Origin of the sequence: Akkermansia massiliensis, from assembly GCF_023516715.1 — a bacterium.
In the GTDB taxonomy this organism is placed as follows: Bacteria; Verrucomicrobiota; Verrucomicrobiia; order Verrucomicrobiales; family Akkermansiaceae; genus Akkermansia; species Akkermansia massiliensis.
The window spans coordinates 99,561-121,653 of record NZ_JAMGSI010000003.1 but is presented as its reverse complement, the minus strand read 5'-3'; the positions used below and the strand labels follow the sequence as shown (position 1 = coordinate 121,653).

Sequence of the window (22,093 nt, the reverse complement as noted above, 5' to 3'; positions counted from 1 at the left end):
GAGAGGGATGTCACAAATCAAGCTGATGTGACATATTGTCACGCATTTGCGGCTGGACATGCTTCCGGGAAAGGAGGCAGGATGAAGGCATGCCTGAAGAACTTCCCTGCATCCCCTTTGTCAGAACACGCCAGGTAGCCTTTCACGATACGGACGCCTCCGGCGTGGCTCATTTCACCCGGCTGCTGTGCCTGGTAGAGGAGGTGGAGCACGAGTACCTGCGTTCCCAGGGGCTGGAGGTTCTTTCCCCCGATTGCGGCTGGCCCCGCGTGCATGTGGAGGTGGATTACGCCAGTTCCGCCGGTCTGGGCGACTGGTTGAGCATTGAATTGAGCCTGGGAGCGGTGGGAACCAGTTCGCTGGAATGGAAGTTTGCGGTGTTCCATTCGGAGCATCCGGTCATGAGTGGAAGGTATGTAGTTGTCCGCGTGGGGAAGGGGGGGAAACCGCAGGCTATTTCAGAGTCGGAGAAGGAATGCCTGATTTCAGGCTTTTCAAAAGGAGGGGATGCCTGTAAATAAGGCCCATGTCTTCTAAAAAGCCTGTCGTTCTTGTCATTCGCGACGGCTGGGGCCGCAATCCGTTGGGGCCTGATGTCGCGAAAGAGTACGGTGACGCCACTGTTCTGGCTGATACCCCCTTTACTGATTACCTCCTGGCCAACTATCCCCACAGCCTGCTGGGCGCTTCCGGGGAGGACGTGGGCCTTCCGGACGGGCAGATGGGCAACTCCGAAGTGGGGCACCTGAACCTGGGCGCTGGCCGCGTGGTTTTCCAGGATCTTTGCCGGGTGGACAACGCCATCAAGGACGGCTCCATGGGTGAAAATTCCGTGCTGAAGACCGCTTTTTCCCAGGCCGCCGGCTCCCGCCTGCACCTGCTCGGCCTGGTGAGCGACGGCGGCGTGCACAGCCATATCAACCATTTGGTAGGCATCGTCAAATACGCCTATGAAGCGGGCGTGCGCGACATCTGCATCCATGCCATCACGGACGGCCGTGACTGTTCCCTCACCAGCGGGGCCGGATTCATGCGCCAACTGGAAGAAGCCATCAAGCCTTACGGCGCGAAAATCGCCACGGTTATCGGCCGCTTCTATGCGATGGACCGCGACAAGCGCTGGGACCGCAACAAGCTGGCATGGGACGCCATCGTGCTGGGCCGCGGCGAACAGTGCACCTGTTCCCCCTCCGAATATGTGGAACAGTGCTACGCCAAGGGCGAGACGGATGAATTCCTGAAGCCCGGCATTTTTGCCTACGGCAACGAACAGCGCGTGCGCGATAATGACGTGGTGTTTTTCTTCAACTTCCGTGCGGACCGCGCCCGCCAGATGAGCGATGCCTTCCTGTATCCCGGGTTTGACGGCTTTGACCGTGAAGTGACGCCCAGGGTTCATTATGTGACGCTGACGGAGTACGATGCCAAGTATCCCTCCCCCATCGTTTTTGAACAGGAGCAGCTGGACAACATTTTCGGACAGATTGTGTCAGAAGCCGGGAAGACTCAGCTCCGCATTGCGGAAACGGAAAAATACGCCCACGTCACTTTCTTCTTTAACGGAGGCGTGGAAACGCAGTTCCCCGGCGAGGACCGCATTCTGGTTCCCTCCCCCCGTGAAGTGGCCACTTATGACCTCAAGCCCCAGATGAGCGCGGAGGAAGTGGCGGACAAGTTTGTGGACGCCGTGGACAAGTACGACGTGGTGATCATGAATTTTGCCAACGGGGACATGGTGGGCCATACCGGATTTGTGGAAGCCGGAGTCGCCGCCTGCGAAGCGGTGGACAGCGCCCTGGAAAAGTGCGTGAAGAAGGTGCTGGCCCTGGGCGGCAAGCTGCTCATCACCGCGGACCATGGCAATGCCGAACACATGCGCAATGAGGACGGCTCCCCGAACACGGCCCATACCACCAATCTTGTGGACCTCATTTATGTGGCGGACGACAAGGACCAGGTCAACCTCTCCAACGGCATTCTGGCGGACGTGGCCCCCACCCTGCTGAACCTGATGGGGCTGAAACAGCCTGCCGAAATGTCCGGGCATTCCCTGGTGACGCCGAAAAAATAACGGTTCCCGCAGTTGATCTTTGGAATCCGTTTCCAGCTTGCGTGGCTGGAAACGGATTTTTTTGTCTCCGTGTTGCCCTGACGGAAAAACGCCGGAAAAGGATGCGGATAAGCAATCCGTGGTCAAGCGGTATTTCCAAGGGAGAAAAACTTGCGATGACTCCCCCTTGCCTATCGGAAGCCGTTTGCATGGAAAGGGAAAACCTTCGGAACTGCGTGCCCGGACGGGATGCGGCGCAAGCCTCTCCGGCATCTCAATTTGAAAGGGAACGTTAGCGAACCCTCTTCCCTAAAGCCGGTACATCCTGGCGGACGTTTGCATTCCAGTTCCACAAAGGACTGCTCCGCTCCCCGTGGACAGGGGAATGCTTCCCCGTCTCCAGTCTGTAACGGATTGCTTATCCGTTGGCTTCCGGATATGCTGCCTGTCAGGAATTATGGATTGGATCTGCTGAGAATTTTGTTGTGCCTGACGGTTGTCTTTTTCCATTACAGCGGGGGATGGAATTGCGGAGGGAGCGTGGCTGTGGATGGCTTTTTTGTCTTGAGCGGTTTTCTGGCCGTTCGATCCGCCGGAGGTTTCACACAAGGAAGCATCGGGGAATATTGCCGGAAAAAGGCTGACGCCTGCTGCCGGTGCTGTTGATTGCCTGGACTGCCGGTTTTGCCGTTCTTCTTATTGAAGGCCAGCAGGCGACGGCGTGGGCCGGAGTCAGGCTGCTGATAGCCGCGCCAACACTTGCGATGTGGAAGATGATGGGGAAGGCGGCGGTCTGGTTCATCGTCTGCATCATGGCCTTTCTGGCGCTGTTTCCGTGGCTTTACCGTTATTACGAGAAAAGGCCGTTCCTGTGGCTTCTGGCGGCAAGCGTTCTTTTTGCTGCGTTCCGGAGCGGCACCGTGATGGACTACGGCAGGCTGTATTATCAGGTGAGTTTCCGCCTGTGGCAGTTTTTGCTGGGGATGTGGTGTGCGTCCTGGAATATGGAACGGTGGAAGAGTCCATGGCGATGGTTTTGGATTGGAGCAGGCGCGGCGTGGCTGCTGGCTTCTTCTGCCGCCACCCATGAAGGAATCGGAGCCCTGAGCTATTCATTCCCGGGGTACGTTGTTTCTTCCGTCATCTTTGCCCTGTGCATTGCCTCCCTGTGGAGCGTCCGCCTGCCGTCCCTGCCTGCCCCCTCCTGAAATGGGTGGGGATTGGCGCGGGAATGGCTTACGCCCTTTTTCTGTTCCACATGCCGGTGATGCGGGGCATGGCCGAAGTACTCCGCATGCTGCGGGAACATGCGGGAATGAAGTGGGGGGTGGATGGCCTCCAGTTTTATTCTGGGGAATCGCCTTGTGTGTTTCCCTGGTTATCGCCTATTTCGTCTATCAGCATGTGGAGGTCTGCCAGGTGGGGAAGAGGCTGAAAAAGGCGCCGGCAACCCGGAATGAAGCTTGGGAAAGAGCAGGGGAAAATGGTACGGATGAAATATTTAGGAAAAGATGAATAAAAGACTTGTCATGATATAAAATCACGTTATATTGGCCGTCCCCAAACGCGCCGAAAGGCGCAAGAAATACGTTTTCTATCGGGTTTGCCTCCGGAAAAAAGGCGCGCTTCCTGCTTACTGAAAGGGATGTTCGCCTTGAATATCGGACCAGACCGACGAACCACAACCAAAGCAGGAAAACATGCCGACCATTAATCAGCTCGTCCGCAAGGGACGTATTACTCCGGAAGAGAAGTCCAAGTCACGCGCTCTTCATAGCTGCCCGCAACGCCGCGGTGTTTGTCTCCAGGTAATGACCCGTACGCCCAAGAAGCCGAACTCGGCTCTTCGTAAAGTGGCTAAAGTCCGTCTTACCAATGGTGAAGAAGTGATCGCCTACATCGGCGGTGAAGGTCACAACCTCCAGGAACACTCTATCGTGCTCGTTCGCGGCGGTCGTGTGAAGGACTTGCCGGGTGTTCGCTACCATATCGTCCGCGGGGCTCTTGACTGCCTCGGTGTTGACAAGCGCCGCCAGGGCCGCTCCAAGTATGGCGCCAAGCGCCCGAAGGTTGCCGCCAAGTAAACATTAACATCTTACCTACTATATATTATGGCCCGCCGTAAACGCGTCTATAGAAAAATCGAACGTCGTGACCCCCGTTACGACAGCGCTCTTGTTGGCAAACTGATCAGCAAGGTTATGCTGGATGGCAAGCGCTCCCTTGCGGAACGCATTGTTTATGCCGCCATCGACATGGCTAACGAAGGCACGGACAGCATTGATCCCCTGGAAGTGATCACCCGCGCCATTGAAAATGCCAAGCCCCGTGTGGAAGTGAAGAGCCGCCGCGTAGGTGGCGCCACCTACCAGGTGCCTCTGGAAGTGGACCCGGCCCGTTCCGAATCCCTGGCCATGCGCTGGATTGTGAACTACGCCCGCAACCGCAAGGGCGTGCCGATGCACAAGGCTCTTGCCAACGAAATCAAGGAAGCCGCCAACAACCAGGGTTCCTCCGTCCGCAAGCGCGACGACGTTCACAAGATGGCCCAGGCCAACCGCGCCTTTGCCCACTTCCGCTGGTAATCCCTTCAGCGACTGTCAGCCGAACCATTCACTTTCGATCATTACAGATACTTTCCAGACACTATGTCCGATCACGTAAACAATCCCAATCGCAAGGCTCCCCTTGAGCGCTACCGCAACATCGGTATCTCCGCTCACATTGACGCCGGCAAAACTACTTTGTCCGAGCGTATTCTTTTCTACACCGGCATGATTCACAAGATCGGTGAAACCCACGACGGTTCCACCACTACCGACTGGATGGAGCAGGAACGCGAACGCGGTATCACCATTACCTCCGCTGCCGTTACCACCAACTGGAAGCAGGTGAAAAATGAAGGTATCAGCAAAATGTTCGAAGGCGAAAACTTCCAGCTGAACATTATTGACACCCCCGGGCACGTTGACTTCACCGCTGAAGTGGAACGTTCCCTCCGCGTGCTTGACGGCGCCATCGTGGTATTCTGCGGTGTGGCCGGCGTGCAGCCCCAGACGGAAACCGTATGGCGCCAGGCCACCAAGTACAGCGTTCCCCGCATGTGCTTCGTGAACAAGATGGACCGTACCGGCGCCAACTTCAACAACGTGCTGGACGACATCCACAACAAGCTGGGTGCGAACGCCGCCGCCATTCTGATCCCCATCGGCGCTGAAGACCAGCTCCGCGGCCAGATTGACGTGGTGAACCAGAAGGCTGTCATGTATGCCGACAACGACCGTCTGGGCTCCACCTACACGGTTGAGGAAATCCCCGCTGAACTCAAGGAAGAAGCCGAACTGGCCTACCATGAACTGGTGAGCCGCGTGGCCGACGTGGACGACGAACTTGCTGAAAAGGTTCTCATGGAAGAACCCTTCACCCCCAAGGAACTCAAGGAAGCCATCCGCCGCGCCACCATCACCAACAAGTTCATCCCTGTTGCCGGTGGTTCCGCCTTCAAGAACAAGGGCGTCCAGTTCCTGCTTGACGCCGTGGTGGATTACCTCCCCTCTCCGGTGGAAACCGTTCCCGCCCACGCTGAAAGCACGCTGGATGCGGAAGAAACCTTCAAGATTACCGCTACGGACGACGCCAAGCCCATGGTTCTGGCATTCAAGCTCTGGGCTGACAAGTTCGTCGGCAAGCTGGTGTTCATCCGCGTGTACGCCGGCGTCCTCAAGAAGGGTGACACCGTGTACAACCCCCGCACCCGCAAGACGGAACGCGTGGGCCGCATCATCCAGATCCAGGCTGACCAGCACACGGACATTGACGCCGTATACTCCGGCGACATCGCCGCCATCGTGGGCCTGCGCAACGTGACCACGGGCGACACCATCACCAGCCCGGACAACGATGTCTGCCTGGAACCCCCTACCTTCCCGGAAACCGTTATTTCCATGGCCGTGGAACCCAAGACCAAGGCCGACCAGGAAAAAATGTCCAACGCTCTGGGCCGCCTGTCTGAAGAAGACCCGACCTTCCGCGTGAAGACCGACGAAGAAACCGGACAAACCCTGATCTCCGGCATGGGTGAACTTCACCTGGAAATCATCATTGACCGCCTGATGCGCGAATTCAAGGTGGAAGCCGACATCGGCAAGCCCCAGATCGCCTACCGCGAAACCATCACTGCCCCCGCCCATGGCGACGGCAAGCTGGTCAAGCAGTCCGGCGGCCGCGGCCAGTACGGCCACGTGGTGATTGACGTGAAGCCGAACGAACGCGGCAAGGGCCTCACCATCGAAAACAAGATCGTGGGCGGCGCCATTCCGAAGGAATACATGAACGCCGTCTATGCCGGCCTCAATGAAGCCATGACCACGGGCGTTATCGCCGGTTATCCGGTGGTGGACGTGCACGTTGAAGTGGTGGACGGTTCCTACCACGAAGTGGACTCCAACGAAAACGCATTCAAGATGGCCGCCATCTTCGCCATGAAGGACGCCTTCAAGAAGGCCAAGCCCATCATGCTGGAACCCATCATGTCCGTTGAAGCTTCCACGCCGACCGACTACCAGGGCGACATCATGGGTGACCTGAACCGCCGCCGCGGTCAGATCAGCAACATGGAAAACAAGGCCAACGCCTGCATCCTGAAGGCCATGGTTCCCTTGTCCGAAATGTTCGGTTATTCCACCGCCATCCGTACCCTTTCCAGTGGCCGCGCCTCCTACTCCATGGAGCCCTCCCACTTTGAACAGGTGCCTCAGAACCTCGTTGACCAGATCGTCACCGAGAAGGCTAAATAAACAAACCTTTGAAGTATAACCAATAGACCGCACGTCCATGCAAAGTCCAAAAATCCGCATTCGACTCCGCGCATTTGACTCCCGCGCCATCGACCGCTCCTCCCAGGAGATCGTTGAAACCGCCAAGCGCACCGGAGCCAAAGTTCACGGCCCGATCCCGTTGCCGACCCGCATTGAAAAATTCTCCGTGAACCGTTCCGTTCACGTCAACAAGAAGTCGGCTGAACAATTTGAAATCCGCACCCACAAGCGCCTGCTCGACATCGTCGACCCGACCGCCCGCACGATTGATGAGCTCAAGAAGCTCAATCTCCCGGCCGGTGTGGACATCACGATCCGCATCTAGTTTGGTACCCGGATAAGTAATTAAAAAACAGAAAGACACACTACAATGGCTCTAGGACTTATCGGAAAAAAGGTCGGTATGACCCGTCTGTTTGACCAGGAATCCGGCGCTATGGTGCCCGTGACCGTCATTGACGTAAAGGGCAACACCTTCGCCCAGATCAAAACGGAAGACAAGGATGGCTACAACGCCATTCAGGTTGCCTTTGATGCGCAGAAGGAAAGCCGCGTGGCCAAGCCTCAGGCCGGCCACTTCAAGAAACTGGGCATCCAGCCCACCAAGCTCCTCAAGGAATTCCGCGTGGAAGCTTCCGAACTGCCTGCTGAAGGTGCTGAAGATCCCGGCGTGGACCTCTTTTCCGCCGGCCAGTGGGTTGACGTGATCGGCACTTCCAAGGGGAAGGGCTTCCAGGGCGCGATGCGCCGCCACAACTTCCACGGCTCTCCCGCCGCCCACGGTTCCATGATGCACCGCCGTACCGGTGGTGTGGGTGGCTGTTCCACCCCCGGCCGCGTCTGGAAGAACCAGAAGATGCCCGGACAGATGGGCAATGCCAAGCGCACGGTACAGAACCTGAAGGTTGTGGCCGTACGTCCGGAAGACAACGTCATTCTTATCTCCGGCGCCGTTCCCGGTGCACGCGGTTCCTACCTCGTGATCCGCCCCGCCAAGAAGAAGTAAGGCTTTAGTTAACCTCACATTGATTATAGGAAAACCTATCTATGTCCGCAAATACCTTTACATTAGAAGCCGCCGCTGCCGCCAACATCCAGCTTGTAGGCAGTGACAAGGGCTCCCAGGCCGTGCATGACCTCATCGTGGCCTACCAGGCGAACCGCCGCACCGGTTCCGCCAACTCCAAGACCCGTGCTGAAGTCAGCGGCAACAACAAGAAGATCTTCCGCCAGAAGGGCACCGGTAATGCCCGTCACGGCGACAAGCGCGCTCCCATCTTTGTGGGCGGCGGCGTGGTCTTCGGTCCCCGCCCCTGCGACTACACCAAGAAGGTGAACAAGAGCACCCGCCGCCTGGCCCTGCGCCGCGTGCTGGGCGATCTGATCGCCGCTTCCAAGGTCAGCACCGTTGCCGAATTCTCTGTCGCTGACGGCAAGACCAAGTCCTTCATCAAGGCCGTCAAGGATCTGACGGACGCCAGGAAGGTGCTCATCGTAGCCGCCTCCTTTGACGATTCCACCTATCTTGCCGGCCGCAACGTTCAGGAAGTTCTCCTGATGACCGCCGCAGAAGTGAACATTGAACAGCTCATGAACGCTGATGCAGTGATCCTCGTTGACAACGCTTTAGAAACCCTCGCCAGCCGTACTGCTTAAGAAGCCATGAAAGACATTTACCAAGTCATCAAGAAGGTGCGCATCAGCGAAAAGGCCACCATGCTCCAGGAAACCACTGGCGAGCTGGTCCTTGAAGTTGACCGCGACGCCAACAAAATCGAAATCAAAAAGGCTGTCGAAGTCGCTTTCGGCAAGAAGGTCGCTTCCGTGCGCACCGCCAACTATGACGGCAAGCTCAAGCGTCAGCGCCGTGCTGATGCAGGTCGCACCGCTCATTGGAAAAAAGCTTACATCAAGCTTGCCAACGGTGAAACCCTTGACCTCGTTTAAAGCCCCCTACTAGGAAGGAAAGCTATCATGTCCCTCAAGTCATTCAAGCCAGTTACTCCCTCTAACCGCTACAAGGTGTGGCCGTCCTTTGACGAAATCACTACCTCTACCCCGGAAAAGAGTCTCTGCAGACCCCTCAAGAAATCCGGTGGCCGCAATAACAACGGCCGCATCACCACCCGCCACATCGGCGGTGGCCACAAGCGCAAGTATCGCCTGGTGGACTTCAAGCGCAACAAGTTTGACGTGCCCGCCACCGTGCTTACCATCGAATACGATCCCAACCGCACCTGCCGCATCGCCTTGATCGAATACAAGGACGGTGAAAAGTCCTACATCCTGGCTCCTACGGGCCTCCAGGTGGGCATGAAGGTGGAAAGCGGCCAGAAGGTTGCTCCCAAGGTCGGCAATGCGATGCCCCTGAAGAACGTTCCCCTGGGTACCTCCGTTCACAACATTGAAATCCGTCCGGGTTCCGGCGGCAAGGTTGCCCGTGCAGCCGGCCAGCAGGCCATTGTTTCCAACCGTGAAGCAGGCTATGCGCTGATCAAGATGCCCTCCGGCGAAATCCGCCGTTTCAATGAGGATTGCTACTGCACCATCGGTCAGGTTGGCAATACCCAGCACATGAACGAAATGTCCGGCAAGGCCGGCCGCACCCGCTGGATGGGCGTTCGTCCCACCGTGCGCGGTATGACGATGAACCCCGTCGACCACCCGAACGGTGGTGGTGAAGGCAAGTCCAAGTCCGGCGGTGGTCGTCAGCACCTCAAGTCTCCGTGGGGCCACGTCAAGGGCCAGAAGACCCGCCGTCTCCGCAAGCCCAGCGACTCCGTCATCGTACAGCGCCGCAACGCCAAGTAACCAATACACAATAACTTTAACTAGGATCATATAACATGGGACGTTCTCTCAAAAAAGGCCCTTTTGTCAGTCAAAAGCTTCTCGCCAAGATCGACGCTCAGCTTGAAACCGGTGACCGCAAGCCGATCAAGACCTGGAGCCGCGCATCCATGATTACGCCTGACTTCGTCGGTCTGACCTTCCTGGTGCACGCCGGCAAGAACTTTGCCACGGTGTACGTCACGGAAAACATGGTAGGCCACAAGCTTGGTGAATTTGCCCCGACTCGTGTCTTCAAACAGCACGGCGGTATCGGTAAGAAGTAATCAGTAAGTTAACAATCAACATGTCGAACTCTTCTTCCATCCTTGCCTATTCCCTTACCACCCTTGTAGGGCTGGGCGGGATACTGCAGGGAGCGGAAGAGGATACGGCGGCACTGACGCGCAGAATCGAGCGTCTCGAAAAGCAGAATGCGGCCCTCAAGGCATCCTATGTCCAGGCCCGCAGCGACGCCGACAAGGCGGCCGCCCAGCTGGTGGACATCCGTACCCGGCTGGAAGCTTTGGGAGGCGCAGCGCTAGGTAATAGTGAGGAACGCCTGATTCAGGCGGTGGCAGACATCGAAGCCTCCAATGACCGCATTCAGCGGCTGGAGCAGGCGTCCGTCAAGCTCTCCGGAGCCATCCTCGCCTACATGAAACAAGCCATATCCGAGGACGCAAATGCAAGGACGGCAGTGGAAAGCTCCCTGCGCCTGCTGGAGTCCGTTCTGGGATACAGGCAACAGCCCGTGCGAGATGGCGCGGGAACCCTGGCGGAAGCCAAGGTGCTCAGCATTGACTCCGAATCCGGAGTAGTGGTGCTGAACGCCGGCAGAACGGCAGGGATGCAAGTCGGGATGCCCGTACAGGTGACCCGGGGAGCGCAAACCATCGGAGAAGCCGTAGTCACGGACGTCCGCAAGGAAGTATGTGGCGCGCTTGTTCAGAAACTTGCGGCGCCCGCCGAGCCGGTGCGCGTCGGAGATTCTGCCTCAGTAAAAACCAACGACTAAATCATCTTCATCAATAACCTGCACTACGAGGAAAAACCCATGGAAGTGAAAGCTGTTTACAAATACGCCCGCATCTCTGCCAAGAAGATGCGCGATATTGCTCAAGAAATTCAAGGCTTGTCCGTCTCCCAGGCGACCGACATCCTGTCCTACACCCCCAAGAAGGGTGCCTACCTGCTGAATAAGACGCTCAAGTCCGCCTTGGCCAACGCCGAGAATAATGCGGAACTGTCCGTTGACACGCTGGTGGTCAAGTCCGTCATGGTCGATGAAGGCCCCACGATGCGCCCCACGATGCGCCGCACGATGCCCCGCGCCCGTGGATCCGCCAACATGATCCGCAAGCGCACATCCCATATCACCGTCGTACTGGCCGATCAAGAAGGCTAAGTCATTCCAATCTAACACACATATAGCTGAACTAATATCATGGGTCAGAAAGTAAATCCAATCGGGTTCCGCCTCGCCGTCAACAAGGACTGGCGTTCCAAGTGGTACGCCACGGGCCAGGATTACGCCACCAAGCTGCATGAAGACTTGGTGATGCGCAAGTACATCAAGGAACAGTTGATGTCCGCCGCCGTCTCCAGCATCGTGATTGAACGTGCCTGGAACAGCGTCCGCATTACCGTCCACACCGCCCGTCCGGGTCTTGTCATCGGCCGCAAGGGTGAAGAAATTGAAAAGATCCGCCAGTACCTCCAGGGCCTGTGCGGCGCTTCCACCCAGGTCAACATTGACATCGTGGAAATCCGTTCTCCTGAAACGGACGCCCAGCTCATCGCTGAAAACGTGGCCGTCCAGCTGGAACGCCGCGTTTCCTTCCGCCGCGCCATGAAGCGCGCCGTGCAGGTAGCCATGGAACGTGGCGCCGACGGCATCCGCATCCGCTGCGCCGGCCGTCTCGGCGGCGCCGATATCGCCCGTGCCGAATGGTACCGCGAAGGCAAAGTGCCGTTGCAGACGCTCCGCACCCCGATTGACTACGGTTTCGCCGAAGCCCGCACCCTGTACGGCATCATCGGCGTGAAGTGCTGGGTCAACAAGCGCGATGAAGTCGTCTCCCAGCAGACCTCACGCCCGTCCGGCCCCCGCGGTCCCCGTCGTCCGCGTGCCTAAGAAAGCCGCCATCACATTGTTCATCACACTTAACACAAGGAGGAATAAGATATGCCTTTAATGCCCAAAAGAGTGAAGCACCGCAAGATGCACCGCGGCAGCCGTTCCGGCAATGCCACCAGCGGTACCTATGTTGCCTTTGGTGACTTCGGCCTTCAGGTGCTCGACCGCGGTTGGATCACCAACAACCAGATTGAAGCCTGCCGTATTGCGATCAACCGTTACCTGAAACGTAAAGGTAAGGTGTTCATCCGCATTTTCCCGCAGAAGTCCTTTACGTCCCGTCCCCCGGATACTCGTATGGGTAAGGGCAAGGGCGCCGTGGAAGGCTGGGTGGCCGTTGTCCGTCCCGGCAACATTCTGTTTGAAGTAGGCGGCGTGACCGAATCCCAGGCCCGCGAAGCTCTTCGTCTGGCTTCCAACAAGCTGGGCGTGCCGACCCGCTTCGTCTATCGTCAAGGCGTTCAACACTAAAGCTACTCATCACCATGTCTGATAAGAATTCCCCCAAAGAACTTCGTGCTATGTCCGCCAAAGAGCTTTCCGCTCTGGTGCGCAGCCTTCGTGAAGAACTCTTCAATCTCCGTCTCCAGCAGGCCACCGGCCAGCTGGAAAACAACCAGAGAATCCGCACCGTCCGCAAGGACCTTGCCCGCGCCCTTACCATCAAGGGTGAAACCGGGGAAGCGTAAACTGAGGATTTCCGGTAACAACAGAATATTCTAACACTTTTAGAATCCAATGTCCGAACAAACCGAAACAACCAAGAAGCCCGGCCTTCGCAAGACGCGCGTCGGCGTGGTGACCTCCACCAAGATGGACAAGACCATCGTCGTGGAATACGTTGCCCGCGTTCCGCACCCCAAGTTCAAGAAGATCGTCAAGAAGAGCAAGAAGTTCTATGCCCATGACGAAAATTCCACGGCCAAGGTAGGCGATAAGGTACGTATCGTTGAAACCCGCCCGCTTTCCAAGCTCAAGTGCTGGGAACTGGTGGAAGTGCTTACCCACTAATCAGGAATCAACCATTAAATAAAGGAGATTTGATACCATGATCCAGATGGAATCCCTAGTCCAGGTGGCCGACAACACCGGCGCCCGCTCCGCCAAGATGATTGGCGTCATCGGCAAGCGCACCCGTCAGGCCCACATTGGCGACATTATTACCTGCCACATCCGCGAGTCCATTCCCACCGCTTCCGTGAAGAAAGGTACTGTGGTGAAGGCCGTAGTGGTGCGCACCGCCGCCCCGATCCGCCGTGATGACGGCTCCGTGCTCCGTTTTGACGGCAACGCCGTCGTCATTATCGACAAGGACAACAACCCGCGCGGCACCCGTATTTTCGGGCCGGTCGCCCGTGAACTCCGTGAAAAGAAGTTCATGAAGATTGTTTCCCTTGCTCCGGAAGTGCTCTAACCGAGACACCTCAGGATTTTGAACGCCGTTCTCTGAAGAGAGGACGGCGTTTTTTTGTTGCCCGTATTTTTCCGGTGAATGTGTGTTTGAGGCGTTTTTCATGAGAAACAATAAAGTCACCGGAACTACGAGTTTGCCGGGCGTCTGGGAAGAGAGTCCGGAATAGTTTATGGGGCAGGTTTTTTCCTGTTTTTGAAACGTCCCGATGGATTCCCGTGTTTCCGAGTTGGGAACGTGTTTTTACATCGCACGGCATGAAGATGTCGATACGGGTTTTTCAGGCGGAAGGGAGGCAAGGGCCTCAGGCGGTCTGTCTGAGAGAATGTCTTGGGGCGTGCCGGGAGCCAAGAGACTTGAGATGCGCCCGTTCCGCTTCCGGGCAGGGGATGACGGCGGAAGATGCGGGAACCGCTGATAGAAGGCCATTTCAGAGAATTCGGAGAGGGAAGGCTGTTTGTCCCGTCTGAATCCGGATTTGGGGCCCAGGGATAGGGCAAAGAGCGGGAAACGCGTTGTTCGGGATTGCTGTTCTTGCTGCCGCCGGACAGGAAAGGAGCCTTTTTCCGGGCGTTACGCGCAGGAGAAAGGCCGGGAGATCCCGGGGAGGCCAAGGCGGAGGGGGCCACGCGCACGCTAGTGTTTGTGCTGTTCCGCGCGGGTTTTTTCCAACTGCTGGGAGGAACCGCAGGCCGGGCACCGGAACCAGTGGAAGAGGAATATATGCAGAGCCGTGGCAAATACGTAGCCGAAGAGGGGGATGCGATGGGCCGCCTTGTTGCGGGTGTATTTTTTAAAGGAGAAGACGTGGGCGCGGCATACGCTACATTTCCGGGGCAACGCCAGGGAAAGATACAGGATCAGCGCCAGAAACCAGGGGCCGAAGCATAGGCTGATGATTAACCAGCCTCGTTCCCCGTTGAGAAGCACGAGGGTGATGATTGCGATGGAAAAGAGGGTGCAGACGAAGAGGAGGAGGACGGAGGCGGCTCCCAGCCATGTCCGGAAAGGAGTCATGTGCTTGACGCCCTTTTTGCGCAGGTAGGTTTTTGGCTCTTGCCGGACATGGACGCGCTTGGCGGGCTGGTAGCTTTGTTCTTCCTGGCGCCTTGCCTTGGTGGAGAGATGTTTCGCAGGGCCGTCGGCACGGGGGCGTGGCCGTTTTTCCCTGCCGGGTCCGGATGTCCGCGGAGTTGTCTGCACCGCCGGAGCCAGTTCCACCACGGGAGTGGCAAGCGGGAGGCTTCCGTCCGTGGAAGCGTGCAGTGCAGCCGGTTCCGGCGCTATGGGCATTGCAAGCGCCTGGTTCACCCATTCCCTGAAAACGGGAGCCGGAGGTATTTCCGTGCGCAGTTTCAGCATCCGTTTTGCCTGATGGAGTTCAGGCAAAACGGTGAAAGGGTCCGCGGAAGCGAATTGTTCAAGAGTACGTATGCCCACCGCTTCCAGCAATTCAATGAATTGCTCACGACCGGCAAAGTACTGTTGAAGGTCATTCATTCCCGGAAGAATAGATGATTAGGAAAGGGAATCAAGCATCCCTTTCAGTTGGGCCTGTTTTGCCTCCCAATCCGCCAGACGGGCTTTTTCCTGGTCCACGACTTCCGCCGGGGCTCTTTCTACAAAGCCCGCATTGCCCAGCTTGGAGGAGGATTTGGCGATTTCCCTGGCAATTTTGTCCAGCTCCTTGCCCAGTCGTTCCTTTTCCGCTTCCACGTCAATGAGTCCTTCCAGGGGAAGGAAGAGCTCTCCCAGCGGCGTGAGGGCCGCAGGCGTTCCCTTGGGGGCGGAGTAGGCAGCGTCCCGGGTGACGGATTTGGCGTTTGCCAGAATGGACAGCCGGGAGAGGATGTCCAGCGGGACGTCATGGGTGGTTTTCAGGATGAAGCTGACGTTTTTGTTGTTGGAGAGGTCGTATTCCGCCTTCAGGTTCCGGGCCTTGTTGGCCGTTTCATAGAGAGCCGCAGCCTGGGTGTTCGCCAGCGTGATGCGGGTTTCGTCCAGCCCTGCCAGAAGACCGTCCGCGGAGGGGAGCGGGGTGCGCATGAGCGGAAGGCCGCCGTTGGCGTCCGCAAAGCCCAGGGAAACCCAGAGTTCCTCCGTGATGTGCGGCATGACCGGATGCAGCAGGGCCAGGTAGTGCCTGAGCACCGTGTCCATGGTGGTTAGCGTGGCCGCCCGTGCCGCAGGGTCCGCTCCGTCCCTCAAATCTCCCTTGACGGCTTCCAGGAAGCGGTCGCAGTATTCGTTCCAGAAGAATTGGTACAGGTTCTGGATGAGGGCGTTGAATTCGTAGTCCGCCAGCGCTTTTTCCACATCTGCATGGAGCTGCTTGAGCTTGGAGATGATGGAGATGTGCACGGGGGAGTAGTGCGGCGCAGCGTCTTCCTCCGCCGCGCCCTGCATCAGGCGGAAGCGGGTGGCGTTGTAAAGTTTGTTGGCAAAGTTCCTGCCCTCGCCGATCTGGTTTTCGTCAAAGCGCACGTCCGTGCCCGTGGGGGCGATGCGCATGAGGCCGAAGCGGAGGCCGTCCGCGCCGTAGTTGGCGATCAGGTCCAGCGGGTCCGGGGAGTTGCCCAGGGATTTGCTCATTTTACGTCCTATTTTGTCGCGGATGATGGACGTGAAGAAGACGTTGCTGAACGGCTTGTCATGCTGGAAGCGGTAGCCGGCCATGATCATGCGGGCCACCCAGAAGAAGATGATGTCCGGTCCCGTGACGAGGTCCGTGGTGGGGTAGAATTTGGCGCGGGTTTCGTCATCCATGGTGGAGAAGGGCCACAGCCAGGAGGAGAACCATGTGTCCATCACGTCGCTGTCCTGAGTCCAGTTTTCCGGATCCGCGGGCGGCTCGGTTCCCACGTAGAGGAAGCCTTGCTCCAGGGCGGAGGCGTCCAGAGCAGGGGCGTTCCTGAGTTCTTCCGCCTTGTCCTTCCGGTACCAGACGGGGATGCGGTGCCCCCACCAGAGCTGGCGGGAGATGCACCAGTCCTGGATGTTTTCCAGCCAGTGGGCATAGGTTTTCGCCCAGCGCGCGGGGCGGAAGGTGATGTCCCCGCCGGCCACGGCGTCCGCCGCCTCCTTCACGCACGGGTATTTGAGGAACCATTGCATGGAGAGGCGCGGTTCGATCGGGACGTTGGCGCGTTCGGAGAAGCCCACCTTGTTGTCATAGTCTTCAATTTTGACCATGAGGCCCGCGGCTTCCAGCATTTCCACGGATTTCCGGCGCGCGTCAAAGCGGTCCATGCCGTGCAGTTCCGGCACTTCCGTGCAGTTGATATGGCCGTCGGGGGTGAGGATGTCTATGATTTCCAGATTGAATTTCCGGCCTATTTCAAAGTCGGCCTTGTCATGGGCCGGGGTGATTTTCAGAGCGCCCGTGCCGAATTCTATTTCCACGTATTCATCCCCGATGATGGGAATGGGGGCGGCGTTGAGCGGGCGCATGACGTTTTTGCCGATGAGGTGGGCGTACCGCGGGTCCTTCGGGTTGACGGCCACGGCCACGTCCGCCATGATGGTTTCCGGACGGGTGGTGGCTACGTGAAGGGCTCCGGAGCCGTCTTCCAGCTTGTAGAGGACGGTGTAAAGCTTGCTTTTTTGCTCCGTCATGATGACTTCCTCATCGGAGAGGGCGGTGAGGGAAACGGGGCACCAGTTGACCATGCGGCGGCCGCGGTAGATGAGGCCTTCCCGGAAGAGGTCAATGAATACCTGCCCGACGGCTTTGGTGTATTCCTCATCCATCGTGAAGCGTTCGCGGTCCCAGTCACAGGAGCAGCCCAGCTTGTGGAGCTGGTTGATGATGATGCCGCCGTGTTTTTCCTTCCATTCCCAGACTTTTTCCAGGAAGGCTTCACGGCCCAGGTCATGGCGGCTCTTTCCCGTCGTCTGCTTGAGGTCCTTTTCCACCCGTACCTGAGTGGCGATTCCGGCGTGGTCCGTGCCCGGCAGCCACAGGGCTTCATATCCTTTCTGGCGCGCGCGGCGCACCAGGATGTCCTGGATGGTGTTGTTCAGCACATGGCCCAGGTGGAGCACTCCCGTGACGTTGGGGGGAGGAATGACGACGGAGTAGGCAGGCTTTTCAGAAGCCGGGTCAGCCTTGAAACAACCTTCTTCAATCCAGCGGGATTGCCATTTTTCTTCCACTAGGGACGGATCATATGCTTTGGGCAGATCAGACATGGGCAAAAGGGTACCATAAAGTTTTTTTCTTTCAATCCCTACCTGCCCTGGGATGGGTGGAAAAACCGGCCCTTTCCGCCCCAGGGGCAGCAGTATGAAAAAGCCGCCGGCTCCCTGGCGGGAACCGGCGGCCTGAGCGGAGTTTTTTCAGGATTTATTTGACCGTCACGGTCGTCTGGGCCGGCTTGAGGCCGTTGGAGATGACCTGGAGCGTCACTTTTCCGGATTCACCCTTGCGGGAACGCAGAATGACCTGGGCAAGACCGTTGAAGGCCTTGATTTTCATGATGTTTTTGTTTTCCGGGTTCGCCATGGTGGTGAAGTCTGTGGGATCGCCGTTGCAGATGCCGGCAATGTCCGCGGGGCCGCTTACCTTGAAGGTGAGCTGGTTTTTGCTGCGGGGCACCATGCGGCCCTGCGCGTCGCGGACGGCCACGGTGACGTAGGAGAGGTCATAGCCGTCTCCCTTGATTTCACTGCGGTCCGGCTTGAGGGTGAGCGCCGCCGGTTTTCCGGTGGTGGTTACCGTGTCCGTAGCCCAGGGCTTGCCGTCTTTTTTGACGACGACTTTGAGGGTGCCGGGCGTGTATTTCACGTCTTCCCACACGAGGCGGTAGCGGTCTTTTTCACCGGTGCCCTTTTTGCGGACGCCCTGGGATTTCCCGTTGAGGAAGAGTTCCGCTTCATCCCCGCTGGTGTAGACATGCACGGGCGTTACCTGGCCCTTGCGTTCCGGCCAGTTCCAGTGCGGCAGGATGTGGGCCATTTTGACATCCGGCCTCCAGTGGGCCTGGTAGATGTAGAAGCGGTCTTTCTTGAAGCCGCACAGGTCCACGATGCCGAAGTAGGAACTGCGGGAGGGAGCGCGGTTGCCCAGCTTCTTGAGCTCGGCCATCAGTTTTTCACGTTCCGGACCTTCCGGCACGTTCAGGGCGTTGGTGGCGTCCAGGTTGTACGGGGTGGGTTCTCCCAGGTAGTCGAAGCCCGTCCACACGTATTCGCCCGCGCTGTTGGGGTTGTCGTCCTGGGCGGCGAATTCCACGTCCGGGCGGTAGGCCCAGCCGGGGGCGTAGAGGTCATAGGAGCTGACCTGGTAGAGGAAGAAGCCCTTGCTCTTGTTCCAGTCCACGGGGAAGAAGTATTCTCCGCGCGTGCTGACGCAGGAGGAGGTTTCACTGGCGTAGAAGGGCTGGTCCGGGCGGTCCTTGGAGAAGGCCTTGTACGCCCAGGGCTTGTAGTTGTAGCCATAGACGTCCATCGTGTCCGCGAAGCCGTTCCGGGCGGCCCCTGCGTCATTGCAGCCGGCCGTCACCTTGCGGGTGGGGTCTTCCCGGTGGAAGAGGTCCGTGAGGTTCTGGGAGACGCTATGCAGGTTTTTGTTGCCCTGTTCCGGCACTTCGTTGCCCGTGCTCCAGGCGATGACGCTGGGATGGTTGCGGTCCCGGTGGCAGAAGTTGACCAGGTCGCGTTCATGCCATTCGTCAAAGTAGTTGTGGTAGTCCTGCCCTTTTTTGGCGCTGTGCCACATGTCGAAGAGTTCGTCAATGACCAGGATGCCCATCTTGTCGCACAGGTCCAGCACTTCCGGCGCGGGAGGGTTGTGGGACGTACGGATGGAGTTGACGCCGAATTCCTTCAGGATTTCAATCTGGCGTTCATAGCCGCGCGTATGGGCGGCTCCGCCCAGGGGCCCCAGGTCATGGTGCTGGCAGACGCCCTTGAGCTGCACGCGCTCCCCGTTGAGGTAGAAGCCCGTGGGCTTCCATTCAATGGTGCGCACGCCAAAGTTCGTGAGTTTCTGGTCAATGACCTTGTCACCCAGCTTGACCGTGGTTTTCATCTTGTACAGATGGGGGGCCTCAAGCGTCCACAGGGTGGGGTTTTTAAGCGTCAGCGTGCTGGTGACCTTGCCTTTTTCCCCGGCGGGGATCGCTTCCCCCCTGGTGGTGGTTGTGGCCACTACCTTGTCACCGTCCAGAATTTCTTCCGTAACGGAGGGGGTGACGGCCTTGTCCGTGGTGTTTTTCACCGTGGTGTCCACTTCCACCTTGGCGGAGGATTTAGTGATTTCCGGGGTTTTGACGAAGACGCCCCAGTGTTCGATGTGCACGGGGTTGGATTCCGTGAGCCACACATGGCGGTGGATGCCGCCGCCCGGATACCAGCGGGAGGAGTTGGGGGGATTGTCCACCCTGACGGCGATGGTGTTTTTCTGGCCGAATTTCAGGAAGGGCGTGATGTCCACGCGGAAGGAGCCGTACCCGTATTTCCATTCGCCGGCCAGGTCTCCGTTTACATAGATTTTCGGGCGGGACATGATGCCGTCAAAGTCCAGATAGAATTGGTTGCCCTTGGCGTCCGCCGGTACTTCCAGCGTTTTGCGGTACCAGCCGATGCCGTCCCACGGGAGCTTGCCTGTTTCATTGGGAAGGTCCATGCGGTATGGCCCTTCCACACCCCAGTCATGCGGCAGGTTCAGAGAACGCCAGTTTTTGTCGTTGAAACCGGGGCTGGAGGGATGGTCCGTCTTGCTGGCTCCGGCGGCGGCCTGCGGGCGGATGATTTCCCCCTTGTCGTTTTTAAAGGTGATTTCACGGATGCTGGCCCAGTTGCTCTGGTTGTTGCCCGTGACGGTGACGCGGAAGTAGCGTGGCTTGCCGGTTTTGTTTTCCACCGTGTCTTCCTTGGAGTCGTTTTGTCCGGAAGTTTTGTCTTCAATGGTCGTCCAGCGTTTTCCGTCACCGGAGCCTTCCAGCTTGAAGAGATGGTTGTTTTGTTTTTCCCACAGGATGTTGACGGTTTTCACGTCCACGGGGCGTCCCATGTCCACAGTGATTTTCTCCCCGCTTTTGCCGCCGTCGGCACACCAGCGGGTGGACTTGTCCCCGTCCACGGCATTGTCCGCCGGATTGCCGGATTCCTCACTGGTGGCAGTGGCGAATCCCATGGCTTTTCCCGGTTCCGGCTGTGTGCTGCCATCCGGCATTTTTCCGAAACGGGCAAATTTCCAGTTCCAATCCAGGCTCTCCGTTTTGGTGGCGTCCAGGGGCGCCGCCATGAGGCTGGCGATGCTGAACGCAGTAATGCAGAGGGTCGTGCGTGTAATGTTGGTGAACATATCTGTGGTATTACGACTGGAAATCTGCAATCTTGCAAGATTTTTATTCAGCAGAATGCGGTTTCTGCACGGATTCCGTCAGCAGGGCTTCACGTATTCGGCGGGATGACTTGCAGCCGCCGTCCGGTTATGTATGGAGGCGTCTTCCGGAAATATGGTTGAGAGGAAGCTGCCCCCGGTCAAAGAAAGAGGACGAATGAATCGGTTGGATGGACTGGAACCGGGGGAATGAAAAAGAGAATGCCGGACCGGCCTTGTTGAATGGGCCGGTCCGGCAACGGGGGAAAGGGGAGAGGCGGGAGGAACTCAGATGTACACCTTGACGATGGCTTTTTTCCGGAGGCGTTCCACCCATTTTTTATAGCGTTCATTGCTGCGCTTGTTGCGCGCCATCATGTCGATCTGCTCCTTGATGGCGGAAAGTGGCGGAGGAGGGGCCAGTTCCTTTTTTTCCACCAGCACGATGGTGAAGCCGGTGGAGTCCACCAGCGGCCCGATGATTTCGCCGGGCTGCGCGCCAAAGATGATGGCGGCGGATTCCGGGGAGAGCGTGGAGCGCTCCGTGACGGGCCAATCGCCGCCTTTTTCCGCATAGAGGTCTTTGGAGTACCGCTTGGCCATGTCTTCAAAGGTGGCGTTTTTGGATTTGATTTCCTTGGCGATGAGTTCCGCCAGGTTGAGCTGCACTTCCGGCGTGGAGGCGGAGTCGTCCCCCAGCATGGGGATGAAGATTTTCTTGAATTTGATTTTGTCCTTGGTCAGGTCCCGGTATTGTTCCTTGGTTGCCTCGTATTCCTGCCGTATTTCTTCCGGGGTGGGCGGTATTTCCTGGTCGTATTTGGAGGCGCGCATGATCTGGACCTGGAGCTGTTTTTTCGTCATTTCCCGGAAGGCGCGGATGGTCATGCCGGAGAGGTTGAGGTTTTTCAGGAAAGCGGAGCGGTCACCGTTGAAGGTGGTCAGGATGGTGCGGTTGATTTCCTGGTCAATGAGGGAGTCGCGGATGACGCCGCCCATGCCTTCGAATTCGTTGCGGAGCAGTTCGCGCTCCACCAGGTCTTCAATGATGTTTTTTTTCGCCAGGGCGAGCTGTTTGTAGAATTCGGGACCCTGTTTGGGGTACTGGGCCGCGAGTTGCGCGCCGATGGGCATGAGCCGCACGCTGACTTCATTGGCCGTGATCGGGCGACCGTTGACGGTGGCCGCTATCCGGTTGACGATGCGCTGGGGCTGCATGCGGGAGGCCGGCGCTTCGTTCGGGGAGATGCGCTTGGATTCGTCCGGACGCACCGTTTCTCTTCCTTCATCCCCGTGGAGCTGAACGGCCCGGGGAAGGGAGGCCCGGGAATCCACGATGCTTTGCGCCTGTGCAGATAAGGCCATGGTACAGATGAGAAGCGCCTGGATGTGGGTTCTGATATTCATGGAGGGGAGAAAAAGAAGCTTTAATGTTTCCGGATGATAGGGAACAGCCCTGTAAAGACAATCTATTTCTGGGTATGTATGGATACCGCCCTGCATGGTAGGGAGGGCCGTC

At 57.9% G+C, this 22,093-nt stretch carries 24 protein-coding genes; 20 read left to right on the top strand and 4 right to left on the bottom strand.

Annotation, left to right across the window (positions count from 1 at the left end; translation table 11 throughout):
- Positions 1-89: 89 nt before the first annotated feature.
- From M8N44_RS13620 to rplN, 20 genes are all read left to right on the top strand, one after another.
- The gene (locus M8N44_RS13620; RefSeq protein ID WP_102721864.1) at positions 90-521 is read left to right on the top strand and encodes an acyl-CoA thioesterase; all 432 of its coding nucleotides are present in this window, start codon (positions 90-92) and stop codon (positions 519-521) included.
- Between the two features lie 5 nt (positions 522-526).
- Entirely contained in the window at positions 527-2,071 is a 1,545-nt protein-coding gene (gene gpmI, locus M8N44_RS13615; RefSeq protein WP_249853129.1) for a 2,3-bisphosphoglycerate-independent phosphoglycerate mutase, read from the top strand.
- 228 nt (positions 2,072-2,299) lie between these two features.
- Entirely contained in the window at positions 2,300-2,716 is a 417-nt protein-coding gene (locus tag M8N44_RS14135) for an acyltransferase family protein (protein ID WP_418388657.1), read from the top strand.
- Complete coding sequence (locus M8N44_RS13610; RefSeq protein ID WP_102728501.1) at positions 2,713-3,258, top strand: hypothetical protein; 546 nt, start codon at positions 2,713-2,715, stop codon at positions 3,256-3,258. Before M8N44_RS14135 ends, M8N44_RS13610 begins: the two co-directional genes overlap by 4 nt.
- Before the next feature lie 492 nt (positions 3,259-3,750).
- Positions 3,751-4,134 carry a 30S ribosomal protein S12 gene (gene rpsL, locus M8N44_RS13605; RefSeq protein ID WP_102721861.1) on the top strand — a complete coding sequence of 128 codons (384 nt, stop codon included), beginning with the start codon at positions 3,751-3,753 and terminating at the stop codon, positions 4,132-4,134.
- Between the two features lie 27 nt (positions 4,135-4,161).
- A complete protein-coding gene (gene rpsG, locus M8N44_RS13600; RefSeq protein WP_012419364.1) occupies positions 4,162-4,635 on the top strand; it encodes a 30S ribosomal protein S7 in 474 nt (157 codons plus the stop codon).
- Between the two features lie 63 nt (positions 4,636-4,698).
- Complete coding sequence (fusA, locus tag M8N44_RS13595; RefSeq protein ID WP_022397786.1) at positions 4,699-6,846, top strand: elongation factor G; 2,148 nt, start codon at positions 4,699-4,701, stop codon at positions 6,844-6,846.
- A 37-nt stretch (positions 6,847-6,883) separates the two neighbouring features.
- Entirely contained in the window at positions 6,884-7,192 is a 309-nt protein-coding gene (rpsJ, locus tag M8N44_RS13590; RefSeq protein WP_022397787.1) for a 30S ribosomal protein S10, read from the top strand.
- A 45-nt stretch (positions 7,193-7,237) separates the two neighbouring features.
- On the top strand, positions 7,238-7,873 hold the full coding sequence (gene rplC, locus M8N44_RS13585; protein ID WP_022397788.1) for a 50S ribosomal protein L3: 636 nt from the start codon (positions 7,238-7,240) through the stop codon (positions 7,871-7,873).
- Between the two features lie 41 nt (positions 7,874-7,914).
- Positions 7,915-8,523 carry a 50S ribosomal protein L4 gene (rplD, locus tag M8N44_RS13580; protein ID WP_022397789.1) on the top strand — a complete coding sequence of 203 codons (609 nt, stop codon included), beginning with the start codon at positions 7,915-7,917 and terminating at the stop codon, positions 8,521-8,523.
- 6 nt (positions 8,524-8,529) lie between these two features.
- Positions 8,530-8,814 (top strand): 50S ribosomal protein L23, encoded by a 285-nt coding sequence (rplW, locus tag M8N44_RS13575; protein ID WP_022397790.1) that lies wholly within the window; start codon positions 8,530-8,532, stop codon positions 8,812-8,814.
- 27 nt (positions 8,815-8,841) lie between these two features.
- Entirely contained in the window at positions 8,842-9,678 is an 837-nt protein-coding gene (gene rplB / locus M8N44_RS13570; RefSeq protein ID WP_012419358.1) for a 50S ribosomal protein L2, read from the top strand.
- 35 nt (positions 9,679-9,713) lie between these two features.
- Positions 9,714-9,983, top strand: coding sequence for a 30S ribosomal protein S19 (gene rpsS / locus M8N44_RS13565; protein WP_022397792.1), 270 nt, complete (start codon positions 9,714-9,716; stop codon positions 9,981-9,983).
- 20 nt (positions 9,984-10,003) lie between these two features.
- Complete coding sequence (locus M8N44_RS13560) at positions 10,004-10,714, top strand: hypothetical protein (RefSeq protein ID WP_022397793.1); 711 nt, start codon at positions 10,004-10,006, stop codon at positions 10,712-10,714.
- Positions 10,715-10,753: 39 nt separating this feature from the next.
- Positions 10,754-11,104, top strand: coding sequence for a 50S ribosomal protein L22 (rplV, locus tag M8N44_RS13555; protein ID WP_249853128.1), 351 nt, complete (start codon positions 10,754-10,756; stop codon positions 11,102-11,104).
- Positions 11,105-11,143: 39 nt separating this feature from the next.
- Entirely contained in the window at positions 11,144-11,833 is a 690-nt protein-coding gene (gene rpsC / locus M8N44_RS13550) for a 30S ribosomal protein S3 (RefSeq protein ID WP_022397795.1), read from the top strand.
- A gap of 51 nt (positions 11,834-11,884) precedes the next feature.
- Positions 11,885-12,307 carry a 50S ribosomal protein L16 gene (rplP, locus tag M8N44_RS13545; protein ID WP_022397796.1) on the top strand — a complete coding sequence of 141 codons (423 nt, stop codon included), beginning with the start codon at positions 11,885-11,887 and terminating at the stop codon, positions 12,305-12,307.
- A 14-nt stretch (positions 12,308-12,321) separates the two neighbouring features.
- Positions 12,322-12,525: a 50S ribosomal protein L29 gene (gene rpmC, locus M8N44_RS13540; protein ID WP_022397797.1), complete on the top strand. Its 204-nt coding sequence runs from the start codon at positions 12,322-12,324 to the stop codon at positions 12,523-12,525.
- Between the two features lie 49 nt (positions 12,526-12,574).
- Positions 12,575-12,847 (top strand): 30S ribosomal protein S17, encoded by a 273-nt coding sequence (rpsQ, locus tag M8N44_RS13535; protein ID WP_012419351.1) that lies wholly within the window; start codon positions 12,575-12,577, stop codon positions 12,845-12,847.
- A gap of 37 nt (positions 12,848-12,884) precedes the next feature.
- Complete coding sequence (gene rplN / locus M8N44_RS13530; protein ID WP_012419350.1) at positions 12,885-13,250, top strand: 50S ribosomal protein L14; 366 nt, start codon at positions 12,885-12,887, stop codon at positions 13,248-13,250.
- 633 nt (positions 13,251-13,883) lie between these two features.
- Here rplN and M8N44_RS13525 read toward each other — a convergent pair.
- The 4 genes from M8N44_RS13525 to M8N44_RS13510 form a co-directional block, all read right to left on the bottom strand.
- Positions 13,884-14,747 (bottom strand): hypothetical protein, encoded by an 864-nt coding sequence (locus M8N44_RS13525; protein WP_102728504.1) that lies wholly within the window; start codon positions 14,745-14,747, stop codon positions 13,884-13,886.
- Positions 14,748-14,765: 18 nt separating this feature from the next.
- Positions 14,766-17,438, bottom strand: coding sequence for a valine--tRNA ligase (locus M8N44_RS13520; RefSeq protein WP_102728505.1), 2,673 nt, complete (start codon positions 17,436-17,438; stop codon positions 14,766-14,768).
- Between the two features lie 154 nt (positions 17,439-17,592).
- Positions 17,593-20,556 carry a beta-galactosidase GalB gene (gene galB, locus M8N44_RS13515; RefSeq protein ID WP_102728506.1) on the bottom strand — a complete coding sequence of 988 codons (2,964 nt, stop codon included), beginning with the start codon at positions 20,554-20,556 and terminating at the stop codon, positions 17,593-17,595.
- Between the two features lie 306 nt (positions 20,557-20,862).
- Positions 20,863-21,981, bottom strand: coding sequence for a peptidylprolyl isomerase (locus M8N44_RS13510; protein WP_022397801.1), 1,119 nt, complete (start codon positions 21,979-21,981; stop codon positions 20,863-20,865).
- Positions 21,982-22,093: the final 112 nt, after the last annotated feature.

What these genes read in the sequence shown, in the direction of transcription:
- M8N44_RS13520 (WP_102728505.1), bottom strand. Translation starts at nt 17,438, where the DNA reads ATGTCTGATCTGCCCAAAGCATATGATCCGTCCCTAGTGGAAGAAAAA.
- rpsL (WP_102721861.1), top strand. Translation starts at nt 3,751, where the DNA reads ATGCCGACCATTAATCAGCTCGTCCGCAAGGGACGTATTACTCCGGAA.
- rpmC (WP_022397797.1), top strand. Translation starts at nt 12,322, where the DNA reads ATGTCTGATAAGAATTCCCCCAAAGAACTTCGTGCTATGTCCGCCAAA.
- M8N44_RS13510 (WP_022397801.1), bottom strand. Translation starts at nt 21,981, where the DNA reads ATGAATATCAGAACCCACATCCAGGCGCTTCTCATCTGTACCATGGCC.
- galB (WP_102728506.1), bottom strand. Translation starts at nt 20,556, where the DNA reads ATGTTCACCAACATTACACGCACGACCCTCTGCATTACTGCGTTCAGC.
- M8N44_RS13560 (WP_022397793.1), top strand. Translation starts at nt 10,004, where the DNA reads ATGTCGAACTCTTCTTCCATCCTTGCCTATTCCCTTACCACCCTTGTA.
- M8N44_RS13620 (WP_102721864.1), top strand. Translation starts at nt 90, where the DNA reads ATGCCTGAAGAACTTCCCTGCATCCCCTTTGTCAGAACACGCCAGGTA.
- rplB (WP_012419358.1), top strand. Translation starts at nt 8,842, where the DNA reads ATGTCCCTCAAGTCATTCAAGCCAGTTACTCCCTCTAACCGCTACAAG.
- rpsJ (WP_022397787.1), top strand. Translation starts at nt 6,884, where the DNA reads ATGCAAAGTCCAAAAATCCGCATTCGACTCCGCGCATTTGACTCCCGC.
- rplW (WP_022397790.1), top strand. Translation starts at nt 8,530, where the DNA reads ATGAAAGACATTTACCAAGTCATCAAGAAGGTGCGCATCAGCGAAAAG.
- rpsC (WP_022397795.1), top strand. Translation starts at nt 11,144, where the DNA reads ATGGGTCAGAAAGTAAATCCAATCGGGTTCCGCCTCGCCGTCAACAAG.
- rplN (WP_012419350.1), top strand. Translation starts at nt 12,885, where the DNA reads ATGATCCAGATGGAATCCCTAGTCCAGGTGGCCGACAACACCGGCGCC.
- rpsQ (WP_012419351.1), top strand. Translation starts at nt 12,575, where the DNA reads ATGTCCGAACAAACCGAAACAACCAAGAAGCCCGGCCTTCGCAAGACG.
- fusA (WP_022397786.1), top strand. Translation starts at nt 4,699, where the DNA reads ATGTCCGATCACGTAAACAATCCCAATCGCAAGGCTCCCCTTGAGCGC.
- gpmI (WP_249853129.1), top strand. Translation starts at nt 527, where the DNA reads ATGTCTTCTAAAAAGCCTGTCGTTCTTGTCATTCGCGACGGCTGGGGC.
- M8N44_RS14135 (WP_418388657.1), top strand. Translation starts at nt 2,300, where the DNA reads ATGCGGCGCAAGCCTCTCCGGCATCTCAATTTGAAAGGGAACGTTAGC.
- rplC (WP_022397788.1), top strand. Translation starts at nt 7,238, where the DNA reads ATGGCTCTAGGACTTATCGGAAAAAAGGTCGGTATGACCCGTCTGTTT.
- rpsS (WP_022397792.1), top strand. Translation starts at nt 9,714, where the DNA reads ATGGGACGTTCTCTCAAAAAAGGCCCTTTTGTCAGTCAAAAGCTTCTC.
- M8N44_RS13525 (WP_102728504.1), bottom strand. Translation starts at nt 14,747, where the DNA reads ATGAATGACCTTCAACAGTACTTTGCCGGTCGTGAGCAATTCATTGAA.
- rplD (WP_022397789.1), top strand. Translation starts at nt 7,915, where the DNA reads ATGTCCGCAAATACCTTTACATTAGAAGCCGCCGCTGCCGCCAACATC.
- rpsG (WP_012419364.1), top strand. Translation starts at nt 4,162, where the DNA reads ATGGCCCGCCGTAAACGCGTCTATAGAAAAATCGAACGTCGTGACCCC.
- rplV (WP_249853128.1), top strand. Translation starts at nt 10,754, where the DNA reads ATGGAAGTGAAAGCTGTTTACAAATACGCCCGCATCTCTGCCAAGAAG.
- rplP (WP_022397796.1), top strand. Translation starts at nt 11,885, where the DNA reads ATGCCTTTAATGCCCAAAAGAGTGAAGCACCGCAAGATGCACCGCGGC.